Genomic DNA, 25,333 nt, shown 5'->3' with positions numbered 1-25,333 from the left:
TGGTTTTGACCTTACCTATTTGCCGAACAGGCCGCCCAGGAGGCCGCCAAGGCTGCCTGAGTTTTTGGAGGATCCGCCCATCATGCCTGCGACATCATCCAGAAAACTGCCATCTCCATCGGCATCCAGAATCGATGTTACCATGCTGAGATTAGACTGAGACTCCCCGCCTAATAAGCCTCCTAAAACATCATTCAAACCACTTGGATCCGAAAAACCATTCTGAGCGCGTTGTTTGCCCAGAAGGCCCATTAAGATGGGAGCTGCAATTTGGATAATTTGGGAAATAGCGGCAGGATCCATCCCGGATCTCTGACTCAATGTGTTTTCCACCGTGGCCTGTCTGGAACCAAAGAGGTGACCCAGGATTCCGGCACCATCATTTTTGATGCTCGGGTCTACGCCACCGCTAAACAGGGCCCCAAGATCATTGAGAATATCCCCTGTATGTCTGGAGGAAAGCGCATTCATCAGGTTTTCTGCCCCCTGTGGGCTTCCTGCATTTTTTTTCATGGCACCCAGCATGGTAGGCATGGCCATTGCGAGCACCTCGGCGGTTTTGTCCTCCGGCTGGCCTGTTTCACCCGCTAATCCTTTAATGAGTTCCGTTCCCATTGAACTGTTCAGTAAATCCTGTAATCCTGGCATTTTGTTTAAATTTTGGTTCCTTAAAGTAGGAAAAATAGGAGTAATCACCTATTTTTTTATCGCTCTGAGGATTTATCAAGAGTAGAATTAGAAAAACTTTAACAAACGTATTATATTTGACGATGGTCCATGTGCATTTGCCAGAACAACCCCACTGGCTGGTATCTTATTACCGGGTAGGAAGATTACTACACGGTTCTCTGGTACTCTTTATTTTGGAATCCTGGTTGTACGGTTATATGCTGCTACTATCCATAGAGTCAGGCAGTGTATTCTGGATCATTTTCTGGACCAGTTTTTTCCTCTTTTCCTTCGTCCATATTTTCCTTACGATCATGGATGCATGGTCAAGGTTTCAGGACTACAAGAAGGCAAAAGATCTTTTCTACTCTTATGGGTTGCGCCCCAGGCTGGCGAATCGTTTTATCGGTTCAAAATGTCAGCGAAATGCGGCGTTGCAGGCAGCCAGGGAACTCGGACTTGAAGATGACCTCAAAGAATATTACCAGAAAAAAGGAGTTAAGTGGTACCATTACATCCCTTATTTTATGGTGATGGATCCGTTATTTCTGATCCGGAGGGCTTTCTGGCGCCGGACCTTTATGGAGAAATACTACCGGCCTAAATACAACTTTTCCAACCTTCAACCACAAGGCGTCTCATGATTCTGTCTGCCGGGGACGTTTGTAAATCCTATGATTCTCTTAAGGTCCTCAAAGGAGTTTCCCTGGAACTTCATAAAGGGGAAATCTGTGGCCTTATCGGCCCAAACGGAGCGGGTAAATCGACTTTATTCCGGATTCTTCTGGGGCTTGTAAGCAGGGACTCAGGATCACTTCAAATCCACTCCGAATCTTCAAAACCCCTCGGGGGAATCATTGAAAAGCCAGCCTTGTACGGGTATTTGTCGGCCCTGGAAAACCTCAGGGTATTTGCCCGTATCCAGGGTTTGGAACTCACAAAAGCAGAACTAGAAAACGAACTCCTGCAGGTAGGACTTTCCCCGGACCGGACCGATCCTGTTCGGAATTACTCCATGGGTATGAAGCAGCGGCTAGGGCTTGCCATAGCCTTGTTAAACGATCCGGAATGTGTCGTACTGGACGAGCCGTTCTCCGGCCTTGATCCGATCGGAATTCGAACCCTTCAGGACGAAATACGTACGCTAGCTGGTTCCAGGGGAATCGGAATCCTGATTTCTTCCCACAATCTTGTCGAATTGGGGGATCTGTGCGACAGGCTCTATGTGATCAATCAGGGTGAAATAATCAGGCATGGACCCGCAAGGGAGATTTTGCAACAGGCAGCCAAGTCCTACCTGATCTACGGCACAGGACTGAAAGCTTCTAAAACGCTTGCCTCGGCAGATGTGGAATTTCGTACAGGAAGCGCCTTGTTGCACCTGGAAGGCCCTAATATACATCAGGTACTCCAGCACCTGACTTCGGAACCCGGGATTACCCTGACCGCCTGCGTTCCCCAGACCAATCTTGCGGCCCTTTTTGAAAAAACGCCAGGATGAGAAACCTGATACGTACCGAGCTTTTTAAAATCTTCAGGCAGCGCAAGACCTTTTACGCTATTGCCGCGGTTTTTGTACTCGAAGCATTTATCATGGTAAGTGCATATTATCAGGGAAAAGAATTTCTCGACGTATTCCTGGATAATCTCAGGGAGTCCTTTGAGTTTCAGGGTAACCTGCTCAATGGAAACCTGATAATCTACCTGGTTTTAAACGCTTTCTGGTTTCATATCCCACTGATTCTTATGATAGTGGTTTCAGGTTTCCTCACCTCGGAGTACAAGGATCGCACTGTGGAGGCGGTGCTTTTGCAAACCGTTTCAAAACGTCAGTTTATTTTGAGTAAATATATCGCTGCCCTCGTATTTACCGCCTTTATTCTGATCGTCCTGATTCTCTCTACCTTTGCATTTTCCTATCTGTTGTTTGGTAAAGGGGATCTTGTGGTTTTCCTCGATGGCCTTAGCTTTTTTGACTCGGCAGAGGCATTGGAGCGTTTGCTGCTGGCATTTTTAGTGGGTTCGATCACCATGTTTTTCTACGCCACGGTAAGCATTACCCTGGGTGTCCTTTTTCAGGAAGCCACGATTACCTGGATCATTGCCGCCCTGTTCCTTATCGGGACCACCCTTGTTTTACGCCTTGAATTTGATTCAGACCTGGTCAATTTGCTGTTTTTTCCGAAACTCACGGACAACTGGCAGTATGTATTCTTTGCAGAGATACCTTATGGCGTGATTGTGAAAAAGAACGCCGTACTCATCGTATATACCCTGGTTTTTGGCGTACTGGGGATGCGGGTTTTTGAAAAAAGAGATATTACATGAAACTGATTTCATTTTTTATTGCCGTACTTCTGGGAGGGTCCTTTCTCCCCGCCCAGGAAGTAGACCCTGTTCTGACGGCTATTAAGTCGCGTATGGACTCCATAGTTGCATTTGAAGCCTCAGTGGAAATGGAAGTCGACATCAGTTTTGTGACTATGCCTGTTAAAGAAGCTGAAATCAGCTATGTAAAAGGGGAGCCCATCGCGATTACCTCTGAAGATTTCGTGATGATTCCCAAGCGCGGACTCGACCTGACCCTGAACGAACTCTATCGATACCCTTTTATGACATTGAGTCTTGGAAAGGTGCAACTGCAGGGACGTGAATGCGATTTAATCAAAATTATCCCCACCACTGAAGCGTCAGACTTTTCAATCGCCTCAGTATGGGTGGATCGTGAAACCTTACATGTGCTTAAATCTCAGATTAGTACAAAGAAGAACGGGGTTTATGATATCTTCTACACCTACCAGGCTGAAGAAGACCCGTTGCCTTCTGAAATCCGGGTTGAATTTGAGGTTTCTGGGGTTAAGATTCCATTGAGGTTTCTGGGGCGCGACACCCAGATAGATAAAGATAAAAAAGATCAGGACCCGCAGGAGCGCGGAGCGATTTATCTCCGCCTGGCACATAGAGGGCTTACCCTTTTATAAACCCTGTGGACCTATGCGGTCTGCAAACAGCGAATAACGCCCTGTGCGAGTTCTTCACCAATCCGCTCCTGAGCCTCAACAGTTGAAGCCCCTATGTGGGGACTCAAGGATAATTTGGGTTGCATCAGAATTTGAACTTCCGGTTTGGGTTCGGATGTAAATACATCCAGTGCAGCAAACCGCAGTTTTCCTTCCTCAAGGGCATCTATCAGGGCAACTTCGTCCACAATCCCACCTCGGGAAGTGTTCACCAGGGCAGCCCCGGCTTTCATTTTTTTGATCTCTTCGGCCCCGATTACAGGTTTTTTCTGAGCAGGTACGTGAAGGGTGATGAAATCGGATGTGCGTAAGAGCTCTTCAAAGGGTGTTGTAGTAAATTCGAATGGGACGGACCTCCCGTCAAAAAAAGAGACTTCCACACTTCCCCTTGGAGTCGTCTGGTCGTTATAGATCACCTTCATTCCCGCTCCGAGTGCGAGGCGAGCAACAGCCTTCCCGATTCTTCCAAATCCGATAATCCCAAGGGTTTTACCCCTGAGCTCAGATCCCTTGGCAAATGAATTTTTAAGCGCCTTAAAATGTATATCCCCTTCCAGGGGCATGAGTCGGTTCGATTCGTGAAGCGACCTGACCCCACCCGATAAATGGGCAAAAACGAGTTCAGCCACGGAATCTGACGATGCAGCCGGGGTATTAATCACGTGTCTTCCACGTTCTTTGGCATAAGCCACATCGATATTGTCCATTCCAACGCCCCCGCGTCCAATAAGCTGTAAATCCGGGCAACTGTCGATGATATGCTTGTCCACCTGTGTTGCGGAGCGAACCAAAAGGGCGGTTACCTTGTTTTCCAAGAGGTAGTTGGCGAGTTGTTCCTGAGCTACGCGTACAGTGTGTACTTCAAAACCTGCTTTCTCAAGGGTTTCTTTCCCACCTGAGGTAATTCCGTCGTTTGCTAATACAATCATAGGGGTGCAAATATAGCGATCTGTTCAAAATCCCAATCAGGCTTTACGCTCCAGGTCGCTCATTACGTCTACCAGCACACCAACACTCTCCATCGAAAGGGCGTTGTACATGGATGCGCGATACCCGCCAACGGAACGATGTCCGTTTAATCCATTGATTCCAGCGGCTTTCCACATTGCATCAAATGTATCCTTCAGGGCAGGTTCTGTAAGTGTAAAGGTGGCATTCATATCGGATCGATCCTCTTTTTTGGCATATCCGTCAAAGAGTGGATTCAGGTCGATTTCCGAATACAGGAGGCGCGCCTTCTTTTCATTTTGTTCCGCTATACCTGCAATTCCGCCTTGCCGTTGCAGCCATTCGAGCGTCAGCATGGAGGTGTAAACCGCGAATACAGGAGGCGTATTAAACATGCTCTCCTTCCCAATGTGCACCGTATAATCCAGCATGGATGGGATCTTACGCGTAACCCTACCCAGGATTTCTTCTTTTACCACAACCAGTGTAGCACCCGCTGGTCCCATGTTTTTCTGGGCTCCGGCATAGATGAGGTCGAACATGGAATAGTCCAGGGGTCTGGAGAAAATATCGGAACTCATATCCGCTACCAGAGGTACAGAAGTAGCAGGGAATTTTTTAAACTGTGTTCCGAAGATGGTATTATTTGAAGTCAGGTGCAGATAATCCAGGCCTTCGGGTACGGCAAAGCCTTTGGGGATGTAATTGAAACCCTCATCCTCTGAGGACGCTATTTCGACTACCTTCCCGAAAGCACTCGCTTCCTTTATGGCTTTTTGACTCCAGGTACCCGTATTGATGTAGCCCGCGGAGGATTCCAGAAGATTATAGGCCACCATTAAAAATTCCAGGCTGGCTCCTCCCTGCAGGAAAAGAGCTTTATATCCCTTTCCCTCGAGCCCCAGGAGTTCTAAGGCCAGGGTTCTGGCCTTTTCCATAATGGCTACAAAGGCCTCACTCCTGTGTGAAATTTCGATTAAGGACAGTCCTGATCCATCCAGATCTACGACGCTTTGGGCGGCTTTTTGCAGTACTTCTTCCGGCAGGATACAGGGACCAGCACTAAAATTGTGTTTCTTCATCGATATTTTGCTTTAGGGAATGTAAAGTTCCGAAAAAATAGTGGGCTAAGGTCTAATGCAGGGCAGTAGATTCCGAGGATGTTTTCAACAGGAAGTCAACAGTATCCACGCCGTCCGCGTAGGTTGCGAGTTCCGGTTTTTGGGAGTTTCCGAAAGGAACAGCCCGGGGTAACCAGGTACCTCCTACAATACACTGAATCGCGTGCTCTGAGGCCTTTAGTTTTTCAATTACAGTTTCCTGCTCATCGTAAGTTTCGTAAAACAAAGTGCCAATGGGTGATCCGAGGCCCTGGTCTTCCTTCAGCAAAAGAAAGCCATTGTCGAGCATCGGGCTGCCTCCCATCAGAAAAACCGCCTTGTTGTAATCGTAATTGTTTCCGTACTTCTGGTGATCAATCAGGTGTTTAAATCTAAAAAAAGCATTGAACAAGGGGTCGAAGTCATATCCCTTGGGAACAAAGAGTTTCGAGACACTGCGACAGCCCATACCGAAGTACCGGAAAACATCTTCGGCGAGGCCTGCCAGTTCGCCGGGACTTTCCGCTCCGGTGAGTACAGCTACTCCATGCCGGTTTTTTCGGATGATATTGGGTTTCTTCGAAAAATAATACTCAAAATAGCGACTTGTATTTGTGCTTCCTGTCGCGATGACGGCATCGAAGGGGCCGAGTTTCCCTTCTGTGAACGAAATGCGGTTACGCAATTCAGGGCTGTGATCTGCAAGCTTTTGAACCAGGTATTTTAACAGGAGGGTATCCTTGGAGGCGCATTTAATCTCAGCGCTGTTTCCGGTAAGCAATACGGAAATAAGGTCATGGAACCCAACCAGGGGGATGTTTCCCGCCATGATCAGGGCCACCCTCAGCGGGTTCCCTTCAGGGGTCTTATAATTCGCTAGCCATTGGGTCAGAGATGCTTCTTTGAGCGCTTCTCCCCAATAGTTGAGCGCAAACAAACAGGATTCCCTGGTAAACCAGGCGTTTTGCTGGTAGGTCTGTTCAAGAAGACTTTCAAGATCGCCCCACGGGACTCCCTCAACTGACATCGGCGTTTTGTTTTTCCCGGGAATCTTGCGGAGTGCTTCCCCCAGTTGAACTAAAGCATAAAAGGATGGGTCTTTGACTGTCATGAAATTTGTGGGTACGGGAATCAGCCCTTAACTTTGCGCAAAAATACGGATCGCGCAGCTATGGACAAATCCTGTACGATCCAATCTTTGAAAAAGAAATAAACCATGGCTATAATCATCACTGATGAGTGCATAAACTGCGGGGCCTGCGAACCCGAATGCCCTAATACAGCGATCTACGAGGGTGCGGACGAATGGCGCTACAGCGACGGAACCTCCCTGAAGGGAAATGTGGTACTCCCCGATGGTAAGTCTGTGGATGCAGACGCTGTACAGGAGCCCATAAGTGACGAAGTATATTATATTTCACCGGATAAGTGCACGGAGTGTATGGGATTCCATGAAGAGCCCCAGTGTGCAGCTGTATGTCCGGTAGATTGCTGTGTCCCGGATGAAAGCCATGTTGAAAGCGAGGAGGTATTACTCGCCAAACAGCGCTTTATGCACCCGGACAGTTGATCAGTTCGAGACCTTAAAATTCTTCATTTCCTCCAAAGGCGCAATAATTTCCGTATCCTGCCAGATCGTCGGCTCGTATGCGTCCAGTTTCTGAACGAGTATTTTGTCTGTGGAAGCCTGGGAAGTCATCGGTTCTGAAGGGCGTATCAAAAGGCTTTCCTTTTGGCGCACACCTCCTTCCAGTAAAAAGTCGAACAGGACTTTTTTACGGGAAGAACTGTTTTCAATAAATTTTAAGCTTCGATGCAGGTAAACGTAATTACCGTACTCTTTTTGAATGTAATGGGGATTATATTTTCCTGAGTCATCTTGTTGGAATACGATAGTACCCTGGTCTTTGTTTTCAATGTATTTAATACCGAGCAGGAGTTTGAGGTTCACGCTCTGGCCATTCCTCCCATCGGCGTATTTATAATCCGCTTTGAGTACAGCAAAGTTGCTGGCATCAACATAAAGTGTGCCCGCAAACTTCGCCTTGCGTTTTCTCGGGGTAAACCGGACCGCATATACGTAAAATCCATTGAAGTAAGTCGGTTTGACCAATTCATAGCGGTACAACCCCTCATCCAGAAAATCGCTGAGCCGATCTTCGTTTTCAAATCCCGCAACCGACAACAGGTTCGATACCCTGCCATTGAGCGCATTCACAGAAGTACTGTCCCCAAAGCCTTCCCGTCCGAATTCTTCATCTATGGAAATACTGTCCTCCACGGTTATAATGCCTGTTTTGACCTTATAGGTCTGGGTGCTGTCCAAATGGGAGAGCACGATTTTCTGAGCTCTCGCCTGTAGATTATCCATCGAAAAATCCTTTTTGGTGTCGATTAGTTCGGTGGCCCGATCAATCCATATCAGACTGGAGTCTTTAAGTTGCCTGTATGCCCCGTTATAGTCCAGGTAGGAAACCGCCTGGCTTTCGCTGATATAGCGGCTCAGCGCCTTTAATTCTTCCTGAGCAGACCCGAGTTCCTCCCGATTTAGTTCGGAATCTTTTTCCACTTCCATGTCGAGCTGATCCCAATTCATGTATTCGGACTCCCTGTAGAAGAATGTGTAATTACGCTCGTCCGTATAATAATTTACCGGGATGTTTTCGTTTACTTTCCGGATGATCTCCTCAGCTTCCGGAATCCGCTCCCCGACGCGCACTTCATTTAGCCGTATAGCAGCTGGGTTGAGGCGCAAAACGTCAAGGGAGTCCAGGGAATCAGCGGGAATTTCCAGGGTTTCGTAACCCATACAGGAAATTTTAATACCTGCTGCCGTCAATCCGCTGGTGTCCAGATAAAAGTAACCCTCCTCATTCGATATGGTTCCTTTGTTTACCCCGGTAACAACCGTTGCAAAGGGTACGGCTTCTCCGGTTTGTCCGTCGACTATCCGACCATTCAGGGTTTGAGACTGGCTTAGGCAGGGGAGTGCTAGCAGCAGAATTAGCAGGAAATGCGATTTCATACTTGATTTTTTTGTTAGACGATACCGGGCCCCAAATGTTACGACCAGCTACCGGCGAAAGTAGGATTTCTTTCCCAGGATGTAATTGCAATAGCAGGAGACGTGAAATAGGACTATATTTGCGCCACTTTTGACTAAATGAGAATTCGGTAACGATTAGTTCTAAACGATATGAAAGCAGGTATTGTAGGATTGCCAAATGTAGGTAAATCCACGTTGTTTAATTGTCTTTCCAATGCCAAGGCACAGAGTGCAAATTTTCCATTTTGCACGATTGAACCGAACCTGGGTGTGGTCAACGTACCAGACCCCAGATTGGAAATGCTGGAGAAGCTGGTTGAGCCCCAGCAAGTTATACCTGCTACCGTTGAAATCGTGGATATTGCAGGGCTCGTGAAAGGGGCCAGCAAAGGTGAGGGTCTGGGGAATCAGTTCCTTGGGAATATACGTGAAACCGATGCGATACTGCATGTCCTGCGCTGTTTTGACGATGACAATGTTGTTCATGTGGATGGCTCTGTAGACCCGATCCGCGATAAAGAGACCATCGACATTGAATTGCAGCTCAAAGATCTGGAGACGGTCGAAAAGAAATTGGAGAAGGTTGGACGCGCTGCCCGAACCGGGAATAAAGAGGCGATGAGTGAGGCACAGGTGCTCGAAACGTTGAAGAAAGGCCTGGAGCAAGGGGTATCTGTTCGGGCGATTTCCGTCGAACAGGATGCCTATGAGGCTTATGTCAAGCCTGTTCAATTGCTAACGGATAAGCCCGTGCTGTATGTGTGTAACGTGGATGAGAGGTCGGCAGTTTCAGGTAATGCGCACGTGGACCGGGTTCGCGAGGCGGTCGCTGACGAAAACGCCGGGGTACTTGTACTGGCAGTAGCTACCGAGGCCGATATAAACGAATTGGAAACCTTTGAGGAACGCCAGATGTTTCTTGAAGACCTTGGGCTTGAAGAGCCCGGATCCTCTAAGTTAATTCGCGCGGCCTACGCCCTGTTAAACCTTCAGACGTACTTTACTGCGGGAGAAAAAGAAGTCAGGGCCTGGACCATCCCAATAGGCGCTACGGCTCCTCAGGCCGCCGGGGTTATACATACCGACTTTGAAAAAGGGTTTATCCGCGCCGAGGTAATCGCCTACGAGGATTATGTCACCTTTGGAAGCGAAGCGAAAGTCCGGGAAGCGGGTAAAATGAAAGTTGAAGGCAAGGAATATGTCGTGCGCGATGGCGATGTAATGCACTTCAGGTTTAACGTTTGATCCGGGATTCGGCATATTAAACCACAGGTCACAGTAAACTATCAACATTTACAGGAGTTCCTTTGTTAATTACTTTCGGAGCCCTGCATTTTGATTTCTTCCCCTAAATTTTATATTGCAGGGGAAAAGCCCCAAATACATGTCGCAGACGCAGTATACTGAAGACAATATACGCTCCCTTGACTGGAAAGAGCATATCCGAATGCGTCCGGGGATGTATATCGGTAAGCTCGGTGATGGCTCTTCTCATGACGATGGCATCTATATCCTGCTCAAGGAAGTCATCGACAATTGTATCGATGAATTTGTCATGGGGGCCGGAAAGACCATTGAGATCGGAATTAAGGACGATCGGGTAACTGTCCGTGACTACGGGCGGGGTATCCCCCTGGGTAAAGTGGTGGACGTTGTTTCCAAAATGAATACGGGTGGGAAATACGACACCCGTGCCTTTAAGAAATCTGTAGGCCTTAACGGGGTGGGTACCAAGGCTGTGAATGCTCTTTCCTCTTTTTTTATGGTCGAATCCAACAGGGAAGGGAAGTCCAAAACTGCAGAATTTGAGAGGGGCGAGCTCCAGACCGAAGAATTGCTCGATGAATCATCCAGAAGACGAGGGACTAAAGTTTCTTTTGTGCCTGATTCCGAGATATTTAAGAAGTTCAAATACCGCAACGAGTACATTGAGCGCATGCTCCGTTTTTACGTCTATCTGAACCCGGGGTTGACAATCGTTTTTAACGGGGAGAAATTTCACTCGGAAAACGGCCTTAAGGATCTGCTTGAAGATTATAACAACCCGGATGACTTTCTCTATCCTGTGGTGCACCTCAAAGGCAATGATATTGAAATTGCCATCACCCACAGCAAAACGCAGTATAGCGAGGAGTATCACTCCTTTGTCAATGGGCAGTACACTACGCAGGGGGGGACGCATCAATCCGCTTTCAGGGAGGCTCTTGTAAAGACCATCAGGGACTTTTACGGGAAGAATTACGACGCCTCAGATATTCGGAAATCGGTCATTTCGGCCATTTCGATAAAGGTCATGGAGCCTGTTTTCGAAAGCCAGACCAAAACAAAGCTGGGCTCCACGGATATGGGTGGTGATTTGCCAACGGTGCGGACTTATGTGAATGACTTTGTAGGCAGGAATCTGGATAATTACCTTCACAAGAACCCCGAGATAGCTGAAAAGATACAGCGGAAAATCATGCAGGCTGAAAAAGAGCGCAAAGAGCTTTCAGGCATTCGGAAACTCGCCCGGGAAAGAGCCAAAAAGGCCAGTCTGCATAATAAAAAATTAAGGGATTGCCGGGTTCACCTGGACAATATGAAAAGTGACCGGCGCCTGGAAACGACCCTCTTTATTACTGAAGGGGATTCTGCTTCAGGATCGATAACCAAATCCAGGGATGTCAATACACAGGCGGTATTCAGCCTGAGGGGTAAGCCACTGAATTCCTATGGTATGAGCAAAAAGATCGTTTATGAAAACGAGGAATTCAATTTGCTCCAGGCTGCACTGAATATTGAGGACTCCATTGAAAACCTGAGGTACAACAATATCGTAATCGCAACCGATGCCGATGTGGATGGAATGCATATTCGGTTGTTGCTCATTACGTTTTTCCTCCAGTTCTTCCCGGAGCTTATCAAGGAGAATCACCTCTATATCCTCCAGACACCCCTCTTTAGGGTACGCGACAAAAAACAAACGATCTATTGCTATAGCGAAGAGGAGCGTAAATCTGCAATCGCCAAACTGTCTGGAAAGCCTGAAATCACACGATTCAAAGGACTTGGTGAGATTTCACCTGATGAATTCAAGCATTTTATCGGAGACGATATACGCCTGGAGCCCATAATGATGGATAAGGCGATGTCCATTGAGGAATTACTTAAGTTCTATATGGGCAAAAACACTCCGAACCGACAGGGTTTTATCATTGAAAACCTAAGGGTGGAATTAGATCTGATAGAAGAACAATAATACTAAAGCGATAGTTTCCTTCATTTATGGAAGAAAACGAAGCCCCGTTAGGGTCACAGGAAAATTCTCAGGACCAGGAAGCCTTAACCCGGGTAAGCGGGATGTACAAGGACTGGTTTCTGGACTATGCCTCTTACGTTATTCTCGAGCGGGCTGTACCTGCTATAGATGATGGTTTTAAGCCTGTTCAGCGAAGAATCATGCATTCCCTTAAGGAAATGGATGATGGGCGCTACAACAAGGTCGCCAACGTGGTGGGGAGTACAATGCAGTTTCATCCCCACGGAGATGCCAGTATTGCCGATGCGCTGGTGCAGCTGGGTCAGAAGGATATCCTTATTGATACCCAGGGAAACTGGGGGAACATTCTTACCGGAGACGGAGCGGCTGCTTCTCGATATATTGAGGCACGCCTTTCTAAATTTGCCCTCGAAGTTGTTTTTAGCCCCAAGGTCACCGAGTGGCAGCTTTCCTATGACGGAAGGAAAAAGGAGCCTGTTCACCTGCCCGTAAAGTTTCCCCTCCTGCTGGCGCAAGGGGCGGAAGGGATCGCAGTAGGGCTATCGACAAAAATATTACCACACAATTTTAACGAGCTTATTGACGCCTCGATTAAGCATCTTAAAGGACAGCGATTTAAGCTGTATCCCGATTTCCTGACGGCTGGGATAATCGATGTGACGAATTACAATGACGGTGAGCGCGGGGGTAAAATTCGCGTGCGCGCCAGAATAGGACAGGTGGACAATAAAACACTTAAAATAAGCGAAATACCACACGGCACTAATACTTCTAGTTTAATAGATTCTATTCTGAAAGCCAATGATAAAGGCAAGATTAAAATCAAAAAAATAGAAGACAATACCGCCGCGGAAGTGGAAATACTTGTGCATCTTCCAACGGGAATTTCCCCGGATAAAACCATCGATGCACTCTATGCCTTTACGGCCTGTGAGTCCTCTATTTCACCCCTGGGGTGCATCATTGAGGACAACAGACCCATCTTCATCGGGGTGAGCGAAATGTTAAGGCGCTCGACAACGCATACCGTTGAATTGCTCAAAGCGGAACTGGAGATTCAGCTGGAGGAGCTTGAAGAGCAATGGCACTTTGCCTCCCTGGAGCGCATCTTCATCGAAAACCGTATTTACCGCGACATTGAAGAAGAAGAGACCTGGGAGGGGGTTATTCAGGCCATTGCTGACGGACTAAAACCCCACACGGCTCATTTGAAGCGAGCGGTTACCGAGGCTGACATCATACGACTGACTGAAATCCGAATCAAAAGGATATCGCGTTTTGACCTGGATAAAGCCCAACAACTCATCGACGGACTAGAGGAGCGCATTGCCCAGACCAAGTACCACCTGGAACACCTGATCGAATATGCGATCGATTATTTTACGGCCCTTAAAAAGAAATACGGCAAGGGCAGGGAGCGTAAGTCAGAGATTCGCGTCTTTGACGAAATTGAGGCCACCAAAGTGGTTATACGCAACACTAAACTCTATGTTAACCGGGAAGAGGGCTTTGTAGGTACGTCCCTGAAACGGGATGAGTACGTCACAGACTGCAGCGACATCGACGATATAATCGTCTTTACAGAGGGTGGCGAAATGATGGTCACTAAAGTCGATAGTAAAACCTTTATCGGCAAGAACATCATGCACGTGGCAGTGTTCAAGAAAAAGGACAAACGAACCACCTATAATATGATATACAAGGTGGGCCGGGGCGGGGCGAGTTATGTAAAGCGCTTTAATGTCACCTCCATTACCCGGGACAGGATGTACAGCCTTACAGGCGATAAGGCCGGGTCTCAGGTGCTGTATTTTAGCGCGAATCCCAACGGGGAAGCTGAAGTAGTGACGGTTTTGTTGCGGCAGAAAGGAAGTATTAAAAAACTGAAATGGGACCTGGACTTTGCTGATGTCATGATTAAGGGGCGCAATGCGAAAGGGAATATCGTCACTAAATACCCCGTGAAGCGCATCGAGTTAAAGGAAAAGGGGCTCTCCACCCTCAAGCCGAGAAAAATATGGTTTGACGATACCGTTCAGCGGCTGAATGTCGATGAGCGGGGGGAATTGCTTGGGGAGTTCACCTCTGAAGACCGCCTGCTGATCATCACCCAGAAAGGAGTCGTCAAAACACCTATTCCGGAACTGACCATGCATTTCAATGCAGATATGATTGTGCTGGAGAAGTGGATTCCGGAGAAAGCCATAACTGCGATCTATTGGGAAGGTGAGAAGGAGTTGTTCTATGTAAAGCGCTTTTTGATTGAAAACCCGGATAAGCAAGAGCAAATCCTCACAGATCATCCCAAAACCTATCTGGAAGCTGTACTTACCGATTACCGGCCTGTTGCTGAGCTTGTGTTTGCCAAGAAAAGGGGCAAGGATCGCAAGACAAACCAGACAGTTGACCTGGAGCAGTTTATCGGAGTGAAGGGAATTGCGGCTATGGGCAATCAGCTCACGCGCGAAAAAGTCCTGGAGATCAACGTGCTCGATCCGCTGCCTTATGAGCCGCCCGCAAGGAAGGAGGCAAGGGATATGGAGGTGATTGAAGAGGATATTGTGACGGACAAGGATGATTCCGGGGACAGTGGTTCCAAGGCCAAACCGGATGTGACGGATACGGATCAGCCTACATTATTTTAAAGTAAAACTTTAAAATAATGTACTTAAATAATTGTATTTTAAGTATTTGATTAGGAATTTATTTACTCCTCAAGCCTCCCCGTTCATTTCTTCACCTGTATTCTTCAGCCTTCTCAAATCCAGGAATTCTACCATGAGGGAGAAGGCGATGGCGAAATAGAGGTAACCCTTGGGGATGCTCCCGATTTCATTGTCAAAGACAACCAGGTGGGATAAATGAGCCGCTTCCGCAATTAGCATAAACCCGATTAGAATCAAAAAAGAGAGGCCGAGAATTTGAATGGAAGGGTGTTTTTGAACAAAACTTCCCACCGGATTCGCAAAGAGCATCATAATCACCACAGATATCACCACGGCGACGATCATAATCAACAGGGCGTCTTTGGGATTGGGGGATATGCCGTTGGTCATTCCGATTGCCGTAAGAATCGAGTCAAAGGAAAAGATGATGTTGATTACCGTAATCTGAAGAATGGCACTTCCCAGGGATGAGGACCTTGATTTTTTGATCTCTCGTTCATCATGGCCCCGGTCTTCGACTTTTTCATGGATCTCCCGAGTGCTCTTATACAATAGGAATAATCCACCTCCAAAAAGAATTAGGGCCTGGGCGCTTATAGCTCCCCGGATCCAGCTGCTTTCAAACACCCAAAAGGGGTTTTCCAGCGAGGTCAGCCATGTAATACCGAACAATAATACAATCCGGAGGCCCATGGCCAGTACGAGCCCGAGGTTGGTCGCTTTTTTTCGTTGTTTTTCCTCCAGCTTCCCGGCGGCGATAGAAATGAAAATGATGTTATCTATCCCCAGGATGATCTCGAGGAATGTCAGGGTTAATAAGGCGATCCAGGCATCCGCAGTGGTGAAGATTTCCAGCATGATCAGTCTGTTTTGTAGGCGGTTCCCCTTGAGCCTTGAGGGCTGCCTACCAATTTGTATTCAAAAGTATAGGAGGTATCCGTCGTGGACAGGATCTTCATATGGATGGACTTTTCATCCTCACGGGAATCGGGGTTAAGGTTAGTTACGATGTATTCGCAAGGGTTGATCCATCTCACCGAAGCCGAATCTGTCATGCCCTTGAATTGTGAGATTTCCAGATCTCCAGTACGTGTAAATAGGGTTGTTTCTTCTGTATCGCCCACCATAGCGGTAAATCGGAAGGTGCCCGTATGAAATTGCTCGCAGTCCCTGGCGGGCTCCTGGCAAGAACTGATCAAAACGATTAATAAGAGGGGAAGGAATGCTTTCATGCTGCAAAGATAAAACTTAAGCCAAGACCTCTTATTTTTTATGCGCTGAAGGCAAAAATTTTCTAAAACTTCCGTCGGTGTAAAAAACCACGATGGATTCAATGTCCGAATCGGGCTGTTTGGGATCAATTTCAGCCCGGGGTTCAGGAGAAGGGGTTTGGTTTTCGGGTATATTGGTTTTTGCTTCTGGAAAAACACCCTTTCCATTTAAAAGCCAGTACAAATTGACATCGGGGTACGCCCTGACCACTTTTAAAACAAAATCCAGACTGGGTTTATTCCGGCCACTGAGCAAGTGGGAAATGCTCGATCGCTGGACACCGATGGCATCCGCGAATGCAGAAGCGCTCAACTCGTAGTATGTGAGAATCTGTTCCAGCCGTTGCTTAAATGCTGTTGTGTTTACCATCTTAAATTATTTTGGCAGGAGGTTGCCCTTCTATGGCTTTAAGACGCTCGATGCACATGCCAAACATTAAATTAAAAATAATTATAAAAGTATTCAAAACAATGATATACAGATAGATATAAACCTATTTAATTTTGATGTTTACAAATGTAACAATATAAAATTTCTTAACCCAGTACATTGGAATAAAGGCCCAAATGTTGTTACAACTGTAACATAAATAGGTCCTACCTTTGTAAAGCATTCCGAAGTATATGAAAGGATTTACAGCGTACGGGGAAGTAAAAGTTAACTCGATTAGCGGGCGTTATCTGCCCCCGCAACCCGTCCATCGTTTTTTGGAATCACTCCCCCCTTCAATTCATGTCGAAGTCTGTGGGCACTCTGTGGCGAAGCAGAAGATCCAAACGGTACGAATGGGAAATGGCCCTGTTCGGGTGCTGCTCTGGTCTCAAATGCACGGAAATGAATCGACGACGACAAAAGCCCTGTTGGACCTTATTCAGGACATCCACCTAAAGCAACCAAAATGGTTGGATGGCCTTGAATTATTGATGGTGCCCATACTGAACCCGGATGGAGCTAAAGCGTATACACGTCAGAACATAAACAATATTGACCTGAATCGGGATGCTCAGGACTTGAGTCAACCGGAAAGTATTGCTTTAAGGAGGGTTTTTGAGGATTTTAAACCGGCGTATTGCTTCAATTTGCATGACCAGCGCACCATATATGGGATCGAGACGCCGCCCATTCCGGCTACCTTATCCTTTCTGGCCCCGGCAGCCGACCCCCAGCGGAGCTTTACGGACCCCAGAAGTAGGGCGGCCCGCCTGATTGCGCTGATTTCAGACGGGGTCAGTTCGGAAATTGGGGTTGGCCGTTATGATGATACTTTCAATATAAACTGCGTAGGGGATACGTTTCAGGCCGCGGGAGTGCCTACTTTGTTGCTGGAGGCAGGTCACTACCCAGGGGACTACCAGCGCGAAGTCACCCGTTTCTATGTGTATCAGTCCCTGGTGCGAGCCCTCAAGGGTATTGCCAGCGGTGCGCATTTAACCCTTCCGCTGTCGGAGTATCAACGAATTCCCGCAAACGCCACCCCTTTTGTGGACGTTTTGGTTCACAACGCCGATAGAATCATTCCCGGACTACCTTCCGGAAGTACAATTGGGCTGCAATTTGAAGAAGTTTTTCGGGACGGGAAGATCGATTTTAAGCCCAAAATGAGTGAAATGGGGGAATCGCAGGAGCTTTTTGGACACCGGGTCCTGGATGCCTCCGTACGTGACGATCTTCGGATGCTGATTGAGCTCGGTGATATAAATGGTGCTTAGAAGGGCATGACTCCTTAAAATTTTGCATATAATTCACAAAAACATAGGTTTCTTTACATTATATTTCTTAAAAGCCTATTTTTGCATAAAAATTTATTGAAATGGGAAAAGTAAAATTGGATGAAATCGATCACCAGATCCTCGATATGCTTATCGATAATACGAGGACGCCATTTACTGACATTGCAAAAAAATTACTGATTTCGGCGGGAACTGTTCATGTCCGCGTGCGGAAAATGGAGGAAGCCGGGATTATAAAAGGGAGTTCCCTTACACTTGATTATGTAAAATTGGGGTATTCCTTTATTGCTTATGTCGGCATTTTTCTGGAGAAAACCCACCAGACCAAGTTTGTGCTACAGCGCCTGGCAGAGATACCTTATGTTACGGTAGCACATATAACCACCGGGAAGTTCAATATTTTTTGTAAAATCCGGGCCAGGGACACAACCCATGCCAAAAACATCATTTTTAAGATCGATGATATCGAAGGTATCAGTCGTACTGAAACCATGATTTCCCTGGAAGAGAGCATAAATGATAAGAAACGGTTGATGCATACTATTTTCAACGAACTATAATCCTGAAACCCCGTCTATATGAAACTTTCCAGCCTAAAGGAGGGAGATTGCCCTGAATATTATCTGCCGTATCTGAAGGTTTTGGGAGATTCGAATCTCACAGACCTTATGGAGCGTCAGATGGGGAATTTCCCCCAGTTCATTCAAAGCATACCCGAAGAGCTTTTGCACCACAGGTACGCTCCGGACAAATGGAGTGTAGCAGAAGTCTTGGTGCATGTTTTGGATACGGAACGCATATTTCAATACAGGGCCCTGAGGTTTGGAAGGGGAGATACAACCCCTTTGCCTGGCTTCGACCAGGATACATATGTGCCTCAAAGTCTGGCGGAAAACCAAAGTATAGATACGCTGGTGCAAGAATATAAGGTGATTCGGGAGTCCACGCTATTGCTGTTTAAGTCGTTCCCGGAAGATCGGTTTTTGTTTAAAGGCAATGCCAGTGGACAGGGCATTAGTCTTGGAGCGCTCGGCTTTATTATCTGCGGGCATCAGAAGCATCACAGGAATATCCTGCGTGAGCGCTATCTGGAACGCTGATTTTATTCGTCCAGACTCGTCTCTGTTTCCAGAGATCCGTCGTATTCCTTCTGGTCATCCTGAATCGGATCTTCCACATCCGGGAGGGTGTCCAACTCATCTAATGAAGCCAGAAAACTCGCTAAGCTTTTGCTTATTTTAACCAGGTAAAGAGCTTCTGTTGTCTGAAGCTCCACGGCTTCAATCCAATCTCCTTTGGGACTCTTAAATGAAATCAGATCCTCGTCCCCATATCCTTCGGGATATTGCTCCAGTAGCATGCCGGCCATTTCAGGCGTCAGCTTTTTGTAGTCAATAATGATTCGTTTCATGGTTTGTTTCGATTGGCAATTTTCAATATAACCAAGCTAGAAAATTTTTCAGTCGAAAACCTATAAGAGTTGTAAAAGTGTAACTATTTGTAGGTGAAGTAATTATTCCCTGTAGTAATCGAAGCAAGCGTGGAGCTGATCGGCGCTTACTTCCTGATCTGTTTGCGCTTTGCCAATTTCCCGGAGTAGGGCGAAGAGAATATGTCCTTTTACATTTTTTTTATCGTAGCGGAGCAGGCTTAAGATATCGGCCTGGTCACGCTCGGAAATATCCACCTTTGGAAAGAATTTAAAGAAGGTGGCCTTTACTTCTTCACATTGAGCCATGGGCATTCCGCACTGGACTGCGGAAAGGTAAGCTTCCATGACCATACCCGCAGCAATGGCCTCTCCGTGCAGCAGGGCCTTGCCGTTATCATTTGAAAGGTAGTGGGATTCAATGGCATGCCCGAGCGTATGCCCGAAGTTTAGGATCTTTCTCAGGCCCTGTTCCCTGGGGTCAGCCTCCACAACATCTTTTTTGAGCGCTACACTTGTAAATATCATTTCATTGAGCTTGTCATAGGAGGTCAGGGCTTTTAATTTATCCCAGTACGGTCGGTCCAGGATTAGCCCGTGCTTAAGCATTTCTGCGAAACCACTCCTGATCTGCCGCTCATCCAGGGTCTTTAGGTATTCGGGTTGAATCAGGACCAATTCCGGATTATTGATCACGCCGATCTGGTTTTTGAGGTTTCCCAGATCTACCCCCGTTTTGCCGCCTACCGAAGCATCTACCATAGCCAGCAGGGTGGTCGGGATGTTGACGAAACGAATGCCCCTTTGATACGCCGAAGCCACAAATCCACCCAAATCCGTAACCACCCCTCCGCCGAGGTTGATCAGCAGGCTCTTCCGGTCCGCGCCCATGGAGGCGAGTTGTTTCCAAAGATCCAGACAGGTATGGAGGGTTTTAAACGACTCGCCTGCCGGAATCTCCAGCACATCCCATTTCCCGGCCTCAGGAAAGGCCTTCCCCAATACCGGCAAGCACGCAGTCCTGGTGTTGGAATCCACAAGGAGGAAAACCTTTGAAAAACTTCCTTCGGAGAGCAGGCGGCTTAAAGCGGGGTAGGCATTTGCGTTGAATAAAATTTCACAAGAGCCACTTTTTAGAATAGTCATACCTAGGGGTTAGAAGTTTCAAAATAACCTAAATTTTTGATATAAATTTTCCTTGTGTAGCTACTATATTTGTGAACAATAGAACGCAAAGGAATGACCAAGCGAATTTTTGAAAACACAAAGACGGCTTTTGCCCTTAAATCGGACGCGGAACTGGAACGCGCATTTTTTCTCTTTAAGCTTATTTCCATCGAGCCGTTGGTAAAAATTGGCACAAGTGTCACAAATTTTGCCATCAAGGCAAAACTCCCGGTCGAAGGCCTTATACGAACTACCGTATTCGATCACTTTTGCGGGGGGGTGAGTGAGAAGGACTGTATGCCTGTCGTGGAGCGCATGTGGGAAAAGGGTGTAAGTACAATCCTGGACTATTCTGTCGAAGGAAAAGACACGGAGGACCCCCTGGACGATGCCCTTTCCAAGACCCTGGAAATCATGGATTTCGTAAAGGAGCACGAGGCCATTCCCTTTGCGGTATTTAAACCCACCGGGTACGGCAGGCTGGCCCTGTATCAAAAAAGAGGCAGTGGTCAACCCTTAAGCGCTACAGAATCCAAGGAATGGGACCGGATTGTCGAAAGGTTTCAACAAACCTGTCAGAAGGCATACGATCTGAATGTCCCTTTGCTTATAGACGCAGAAGAAAGTTGGATGCAGGATGCAGCTGATGACCTTGTAGAGGATATGATGCGAACCTTCAATAAGGAAGATGCCATCGTTTTTAATACGCTTCAGATGTATCGGGCGGATCGCCTGCAATACCTCAAGGAACTTCACAAACGCGCAAAACAACAGGGTTTTAAGCTTGGGATCAAACTGGTTCGGGGTGCCTATCTGGAAAAGGAGAATGAGCGCGCTCAGGAAAATGGATATCCTTCCCCTATTTGTGCATCAAAACAGGATACGGATACGAATTTTGATGCTGCCGTTACTTATTGCCTGAACCACCTGGAGGATATTTCCCTGTACGTCGGAACCCATAATGAGGAGAGTTCCTATAAGGTGATGGCAGAGATGGAAGCGAAGCAAATTTCAATAAACGATCCCCGGGTCTGGTTTGGGCAACTCTACGGCATGAGTGACCACATCAGCTTTAATCTGGGCAAAGCGGGCTATAACGTTTCCAAATACCTTCCTTTTGGCCCGGTGAGGGATGTGATGCCTTACCTGATTCGCAGGGCAGAGGAAAACACCTCTGTCGCCGGACAAACCAATCGGGAACTGGAGTTACTCCGAAGTGAACGAATACGAAGAAAACTCTGATCTCCAGGCTTTTATTGGGGCTGATATTCCGTAAGCAGGATGTAGGACTCGCAATTGTGAACAGTGATCCTGGAATCCTGATCCCCATTTTCGAATTCTATGCGATAGATTTTACAGGGGGTGGCCTCAGTGTCACTGGAGCTAAAATCCACGGATCCCTCCTTTAGCATTTCCTGCACCAGTAAGGTATCCACGGAAATTGTCAGGGCACTATCGATCCTGAGGGGTTTGGAGCGCAGGTCTTTTAAGACGCGGCAATTGGGAAAATAACAGAATTCAGTCCCGGTCTCATCTGTTTTCTTTCTCAGGAAAAAGGCGAGGAAAATAAGGCCTATGGATAACCCGACCAGAAAATACCCGAGTCTTTTTAAAAACGGCATCTGCTAAAAAATAAGAAAGTTGATATCGCTGAAATTCATGCCAAACCACTCACCCACGGTGCGATTGGTAAGAATGCCGTGATACATATACAAGCCGTTTCTTAGCCCTTTATCAAAGCGGAGGGAATTCTCAAGTCCCCCGTCTTCGCCTAATTGCATCAGATAAGGCGTAAACATATTGCTGATGGAAATCGAGGAGGTTTTCGGATAACGGGCTGGAATATTGGGTACGGCGTAATGAATTACCCCACAACGTTCATAGGTAGGTTTGTCGTGGGTGGTGACCTCACTGGTTTCGAAGCATCCTCCCATATCGATGCTGACATCGATCACAACAGCTCCTTTCTTCATTTGCTCGACCATAGTCTGTGATACAAGCACAGGGGCGCGGTCCTTTCCACGGACAGCAGCTATGGCTACGTCACATCGCTTGAGGGATTTCAATAAATTTTTCGGCTGGAGCGTAGAGGTGTACAGGGTTTGGTTCAGGTTTCGCTGAATATTGCGCAGTTTGGTCAGTGAATTGTCAAAGACCTTTACGTTGGCCCCGAGTCCCAGAGCAGACCGGGCAGCGAATTCACCGGCTGTACCAGCCCCGAGTATCACTACTTCCACCGGGGGTACGCCACTGATGTTCCCAAACATCAATCCATTTCCCTCCTTTGCCGCCATGATTTCGGCAGCAATGAGTACGGAAGAAATCCCCGCAATTTCACTGAGGGCCCTGACGGCGGGATATTTTCCTTCTTCATCGCGAATGTATTCAAAGGCGATGGCGGTAATTCGTTTTTTTGCAAGGGATTCGAAAAAGGCTTTGTGCTGCATTTTGATTTGCAGGGCGGAAATCAGGATGCTCTGAGGGTTAATCATCTCAATTTCGGCAAGGGTAGGGGGCTCTACTTTTAGGATAATGGGGCATCCGAAAACCTTTTTGGTATCCCTGGTGATTGAAGCTCCGGCCTTGGAATACTCAAGGTCTGTAAAGCTGGCATTTTCTCCCGCCCCGGCCTCGATCAGGACCTTGTGCCCCTGGGCACTCAGAGCGTTTACGGCATCCGGGGTCAGGCAAATACGACGCTCCTGGAGTTGACCCTCCCTGGGCATGCCTATAAAGAGTTCCCCTTTTTGTTTTAAGACCTCGAGTTTCTCTTCCTGCGGAAGTAATTGCTGTTTACTGAAAGGGGAGGAGGGTTGATTCATGAAAGCCGGGTAGGAATCTGACGTACTTGACTGTAGTCCAAATGTACAACAAATTCCAGAAAAATTCAGGCGCTCAAAGTGAGCTCAATTGGGGGCTCTATTAGAGGCTAAGCAGGCTTTTCATAGCTGTCTGCATCTGCTTCATGATCTCATTCAGGGTCCTTGTAGGGGCCTTATTGGAAAGGTCTTCCTGAACATTCTCAGCAGTGAATGAATTCACTTTTACGCCTGCTCTGTCCAGCTCGGCCTTTTCTTTGTTTTTGTAATAATCGAGTTCGGCCGCCATGGCTTCCATATCGATACCGTGCACGTATTTGTCGAAAAGCTTTAGACGTATAAAGTATACGAAGGGAATGACAATCATACATACCGGAAGGATCCAGAGGACATTTTTGGTGTCAATTGCATTGTCCAGCGAATACATTACCTCAAATATCTGGAAGGCATACATGCACAGGGGTATGAGGATGATGTGGTACCACCAGTGTTTACATGTGAAAAACCAAAACGTGAGAAGGTAAAGTGGAATTATCTTTCCCAATAGAAACCAAACATGGGTTGAAACCTCCCCAAACCCATTGGCCCCTATTTCGAACCAGAGAAATGAAACAGGCTCTTCAGTCTCGGGGAAGTATTCATGGGCTTTAAATACAAACGGCGTAATAAGGAGTAAAATAATCCCAACGGATTCCAGGGTAAACCGGCGCTTGGTGATTTGCTTCTGATCTTTCTTCATCAAAGTAGTCTTAAATGGATCAAAAACACAACGAAAAAAGGGCCAACATATTTGTTAACCCTTTTAGCGATTCGTTTAAATGTATATTTCTACGTTGAACGACCTATTTACCCTGTTTCTTAACTCGAGGATTTAGGTCGATTGGTTATTTTAACCTTGTCACGATCTATGGCATCTGGATTATTAGTTTTCTTGACCTTATCGCGATCTATGGATTTTGGGTCATTATTTTTCCTAACCTTATCTCGTTTTATTGATGATTCATATAATTCACCATCATTTTCCGCAGTGCATGCAGCACCTGAGAGAATTCCAATGGTAAGGATTCCGTACAAAAATTTTCTAGCATTCATAATTGGAGGAATTTAGGATTGCTTATAGTGTGTTCAACAAAAGTAGGAAAAACCTTTACTGACTTCCCACGATATAAGGCAAATATAGTGCATTTCATCGATAAAAACAAACGGTTTATCGAATACCGTGCAGTTCATCGAATTCTTTACAATAAAAAAGGCGCCCGAGCGATGCCTCGATGAACGACACTCAGTGCAAAATAGCCGTCAATTTGCGTGTAGTAGCGTTGATGGTTTCCAGAAACAGGTCTGTGCGAGCTCCTGGCAACAGGTCCTCAATGCGTTCCGGCCATTCTATAAAGGTGTAGCAATCTGCATTCAGATATTCCTCAATACCCATATCCAGGGCTTCTTCAAGGTTTTCGATCCTGTAGCAATCCAGGTGGTAGGCCAAAAGTGCCCCGTCAGGAGTATGGTATTCATGGGCCAAACCAAAGGTGGGACTGTGTCCGGCATCTGTAGCCCCGAGGTCCCGAAGTAATGCCTTGATCAGTGTGGTTTTACCAGCCCCTAAATCCCCATAAAAACAGAACAGCCTGGAGGGGCCGCAATTCCGGATAAATGCGGAGGCTTCCGCCATTTCACTCAAACTATAGATTATATTCGACATTTTCGTATATTTAGTAGATGTCTGTGTCCATTAAGTCATAAATTGAGAAAATAATCCCGTGAAGATAAAAATACAAACTAAAGATACGGTCAGCGGTTTTATTTCCGTCAAAAGACGGTCAACTCATGGGATCGGTGCAGCCATCATTGTACTTTTATTACCTTTTACTTCCTTTATACATTTATTATTTTCTAAACATTTAGGTCAATTCAGCTTGCTTGGCGTGCATTTGGAGCACAGCTTTTCCAATAATCAGGTTTTTGTTTGGTTTTTCCTGATGCACCTTTCCTCATTTGCCTTTGTATGCCTGGTGTTTTTATTCTCCAGGGGTTACTGGAGGTATGTGCTGTTTATTCCTATGTATTATTTCATGGCTTATTCATTGTGGGTAATTACTGATAGGATAATTTTTTCAGATTTTGTATTGAGTAGCGCGGGTATACTCTTGGGCCTCCTGATTCTCTTTCCGGTCCTGGAAACGGACGCCTGGCTAAGGGCAAGGCCTA

Annotated in this window: 27 protein-coding genes; 12 read left to right on the top strand and 15 right to left on the bottom strand. The window is 46.7% G+C overall.

The window, feature by feature from the left end; genetic code table 11:
* Positions 1–15: 15 nt before the first annotated feature.
* The gene (locus tag QU605_RS10140) at positions 16–648 is read right to left on the bottom strand and encodes a DUF937 domain-containing protein (RefSeq protein WP_289725195.1); all 633 of its coding nucleotides are present in this window, start codon (positions 646–648) and stop codon (positions 16–18) included.
* A 122-nt stretch (positions 649–770) separates the two neighbouring features.
* Between QU605_RS10140 and QU605_RS10135 the strand changes: the two genes are divergently transcribed.
* From QU605_RS10135 to QU605_RS10120, 4 genes are read left to right on the top strand one after another with little or no spacing between them, the layout of a single operon-like run.
* A complete protein-coding gene (locus QU605_RS10135) occupies positions 771–1,313 on the top strand; it encodes a hypothetical protein (RefSeq protein ID WP_289725194.1) in 543 nt (180 codons plus the stop codon).
* Positions 1,310–2,170: an ABC transporter ATP-binding protein gene (locus QU605_RS10130; protein ID WP_289725193.1), complete on the top strand. Its 861-nt coding sequence runs from the start codon at positions 1,310–1,312 to the stop codon at positions 2,168–2,170. Before QU605_RS10135 ends, QU605_RS10130 begins: the two co-directional genes overlap by 4 nt.
* Positions 2,167–2,997, top strand: coding sequence for an ABC transporter permease (locus QU605_RS10125; protein ID WP_289725192.1), 831 nt, complete (start codon positions 2,167–2,169; stop codon positions 2,995–2,997). The genes QU605_RS10130 and QU605_RS10125 overlap by 4 nt, the downstream gene beginning before the upstream one ends.
* On the top strand, positions 2,994–3,650 hold the full coding sequence (locus QU605_RS10120; RefSeq protein ID WP_289725191.1) for a hypothetical protein: 657 nt from the start codon (positions 2,994–2,996) through the stop codon (positions 3,648–3,650). The genes QU605_RS10125 and QU605_RS10120 overlap by 4 nt, the downstream gene beginning before the upstream one ends.
* An 11-nt stretch (positions 3,651–3,661) precedes the next feature.
* On the opposite strand, the gene QU605_RS10115 is transcribed toward QU605_RS10120, so the two are convergent.
* The 3 genes from QU605_RS10115 to QU605_RS10105 are packed head-to-tail and all read right to left on the bottom strand — an operon-like array spanning position 3,662 to position 6,848.
* Positions 3,662–4,618 carry a D-2-hydroxyacid dehydrogenase gene (locus QU605_RS10115; RefSeq protein WP_289725190.1) on the bottom strand — a complete coding sequence of 319 codons (957 nt, stop codon included), beginning with the start codon at positions 4,616–4,618 and terminating at the stop codon, positions 3,662–3,664.
* Positions 4,619–4,654: 36 nt separating this feature from the next.
* A complete protein-coding gene (serC, locus tag QU605_RS10110; RefSeq protein WP_289725189.1) occupies positions 4,655–5,719 on the bottom strand; it encodes a 3-phosphoserine/phosphohydroxythreonine transaminase in 1,065 nt (354 codons plus the stop codon).
* A gap of 52 nt (positions 5,720–5,771) precedes the next feature.
* Positions 5,772–6,848 carry an acyl-CoA reductase gene (locus QU605_RS10105; RefSeq protein ID WP_289725188.1) on the bottom strand — a complete coding sequence of 359 codons (1,077 nt, stop codon included), beginning with the start codon at positions 6,846–6,848 and terminating at the stop codon, positions 5,772–5,774.
* A gap of 105 nt (positions 6,849–6,953) precedes the next feature.
* Between QU605_RS10105 and QU605_RS10100 the strand changes: the two genes are divergently transcribed.
* Positions 6,954–7,307 (top strand): 4Fe-4S dicluster domain-containing protein, encoded by a 354-nt coding sequence (locus QU605_RS10100; RefSeq protein ID WP_289725187.1) that lies wholly within the window; start codon positions 6,954–6,956, stop codon positions 7,305–7,307.
* On the opposite strand, the gene QU605_RS10095 is transcribed toward QU605_RS10100, so the two are convergent.
* The gene (locus QU605_RS10095; protein WP_289725186.1) at positions 7,308–8,762 is read right to left on the bottom strand and encodes a carboxypeptidase-like regulatory domain-containing protein; all 1,455 of its coding nucleotides are present in this window, start codon (positions 8,760–8,762) and stop codon (positions 7,308–7,310) included. It lies immediately after the preceding gene.
* Positions 8,763–8,933: 171 nt separating this feature from the next.
* On the opposite strand from QU605_RS10095, the gene ychF reads away from it, so the two are divergent.
* The 3 genes from ychF to QU605_RS10080 all read left to right on the top strand — a co-directional run bounded on the left by ychF (position 8,934) and on the right by QU605_RS10080 (position 14,687).
* Complete coding sequence (gene ychF, locus QU605_RS10090) at positions 8,934–10,028, top strand: redox-regulated ATPase YchF (protein WP_289725185.1); 1,095 nt, start codon at positions 8,934–8,936, stop codon at positions 10,026–10,028.
* Between the two features lie 139 nt (positions 10,029–10,167).
* On the top strand, positions 10,168–12,021 hold the full coding sequence (locus tag QU605_RS10085) for a DNA topoisomerase IV subunit B (RefSeq protein WP_289725184.1): 1,854 nt from the start codon (positions 10,168–10,170) through the stop codon (positions 12,019–12,021).
* Positions 12,022–12,047: 26 nt separating this feature from the next.
* On the top strand, positions 12,048–14,687 hold the full coding sequence (locus QU605_RS10080; protein ID WP_289725183.1) for a DNA gyrase/topoisomerase IV subunit A: 2,640 nt from the start codon (positions 12,048–12,050) through the stop codon (positions 14,685–14,687).
* A gap of 69 nt (positions 14,688–14,756) precedes the next feature.
* Here the strand turns inward: QU605_RS10080 and QU605_RS10075 are convergent, their stop codons facing one another.
* Genes QU605_RS10075 through QU605_RS10065 form a run of 3 tightly spaced genes read right to left on the bottom strand, consistent with a single transcriptional unit; the run spans position 14,757 to position 16,349 of the window.
* Complete coding sequence (locus QU605_RS10075; protein WP_289725182.1) at positions 14,757–15,566, bottom strand: TerC family protein; 810 nt, start codon at positions 15,564–15,566, stop codon at positions 14,757–14,759.
* 2 nt (positions 15,567–15,568) lie between these two features.
* Positions 15,569–15,940, bottom strand: coding sequence for a DNA topoisomerase IV (locus QU605_RS10070; RefSeq protein WP_289725181.1), 372 nt, complete (start codon positions 15,938–15,940; stop codon positions 15,569–15,571).
* Between the two features lie 31 nt (positions 15,941–15,971).
* A complete protein-coding gene (locus QU605_RS10065; protein WP_289725180.1) occupies positions 15,972–16,349 on the bottom strand; it encodes a helix-turn-helix transcriptional regulator in 378 nt (125 codons plus the stop codon).
* A gap of 254 nt (positions 16,350–16,603) precedes the next feature.
* Here QU605_RS10065 and QU605_RS10060 point away from each other — a divergent pair, with 254 nt between their 5' ends.
* The 3 genes from QU605_RS10060 (at position 16,604) to QU605_RS10050 (ending at position 18,810) form a co-directional block, all read left to right on the top strand.
* On the top strand, positions 16,604–17,689 hold the full coding sequence (locus tag QU605_RS10060) for a M14 family zinc carboxypeptidase (RefSeq protein ID WP_289725179.1): 1,086 nt from the start codon (positions 16,604–16,606) through the stop codon (positions 17,687–17,689).
* A 101-nt stretch (positions 17,690–17,790) separates the two neighbouring features.
* A complete protein-coding gene (locus QU605_RS10055) occupies positions 17,791–18,270 on the top strand; it encodes an Lrp/AsnC family transcriptional regulator (RefSeq protein WP_289725178.1) in 480 nt (159 codons plus the stop codon).
* Between the two features lie 18 nt (positions 18,271–18,288).
* Positions 18,289–18,810 (top strand): DinB family protein, encoded by a 522-nt coding sequence (locus QU605_RS10050; protein WP_289725177.1) that lies wholly within the window; start codon positions 18,289–18,291, stop codon positions 18,808–18,810.
* Positions 18,811–18,812: 2 nt separating this feature from the next.
* On the opposite strand, the gene QU605_RS10045 is transcribed toward QU605_RS10050, so the two are convergent.
* Positions 18,813–19,121: a hypothetical protein gene (locus tag QU605_RS10045; RefSeq protein WP_289725176.1), complete on the bottom strand. Its 309-nt coding sequence runs from the start codon at positions 19,119–19,121 to the stop codon at positions 18,813–18,815.
* A gap of 102 nt (positions 19,122–19,223) precedes the next feature.
* A complete protein-coding gene (aroB, locus tag QU605_RS10040; protein ID WP_289725175.1) occupies positions 19,224–20,285 on the bottom strand; it encodes a 3-dehydroquinate synthase in 1,062 nt (353 codons plus the stop codon).
* Positions 20,286–20,378: 93 nt separating this feature from the next.
* Here aroB and QU605_RS10035 point away from each other — a divergent pair, with 93 nt between their 5' ends.
* Complete coding sequence (locus QU605_RS10035; RefSeq protein ID WP_289725174.1) at positions 20,379–21,548, top strand: proline dehydrogenase family protein; 1,170 nt, start codon at positions 20,379–20,381, stop codon at positions 21,546–21,548.
* A gap of 11 nt (positions 21,549–21,559) precedes the next feature.
* Here QU605_RS10035 and QU605_RS10030 read toward each other — a convergent pair whose 3' ends face one another.
* From QU605_RS10030 to tsaE, 5 genes are all read right to left on the bottom strand, one after another.
* Complete coding sequence (locus QU605_RS10030; protein WP_289725173.1) at positions 21,560–21,928, bottom strand: DUF4258 domain-containing protein; 369 nt, start codon at positions 21,926–21,928, stop codon at positions 21,560–21,562.
* 3 nt (positions 21,929–21,931) lie between these two features.
* Positions 21,932–23,128 carry an alanine dehydrogenase gene (locus QU605_RS10025; protein ID WP_289725172.1) on the bottom strand — a complete coding sequence of 399 codons (1,197 nt, stop codon included), beginning with the start codon at positions 23,126–23,128 and terminating at the stop codon, positions 21,932–21,934.
* Between the two features lie 100 nt (positions 23,129–23,228).
* Positions 23,229–23,864 (bottom strand): hypothetical protein, encoded by a 636-nt coding sequence (locus QU605_RS10020; RefSeq protein ID WP_289725171.1) that lies wholly within the window; start codon positions 23,862–23,864, stop codon positions 23,229–23,231.
* A gap of 119 nt (positions 23,865–23,983) precedes the next feature.
* A complete protein-coding gene (locus QU605_RS10015) occupies positions 23,984–24,217 on the bottom strand; it encodes a hypothetical protein (RefSeq protein WP_289725170.1) in 234 nt (77 codons plus the stop codon).
* A gap of 190 nt (positions 24,218–24,407) precedes the next feature.
* Positions 24,408–24,827, bottom strand: a complete 420-nt coding sequence (tsaE, locus tag QU605_RS10010; RefSeq protein ID WP_289725169.1) for a tRNA (adenosine(37)-N6)-threonylcarbamoyltransferase complex ATPase subunit type 1 TsaE — start codon at positions 24,825–24,827, stop codon at positions 24,408–24,410.
* Positions 24,828–25,333 lie beyond the last annotated feature (506 nt).

The organism is Robiginitalea aurantiaca (assembly GCF_030380815.1).
GTDB lineage: Bacteria > Bacteroidota > Bacteroidia > Flavobacteriales > Flavobacteriaceae > Robiginitalea > Robiginitalea aurantiaca.
The sequence above is the reverse complement of the archived record's forward strand: the minus strand, read 5'-3'. Positions and strand labels throughout refer to the sequence as shown.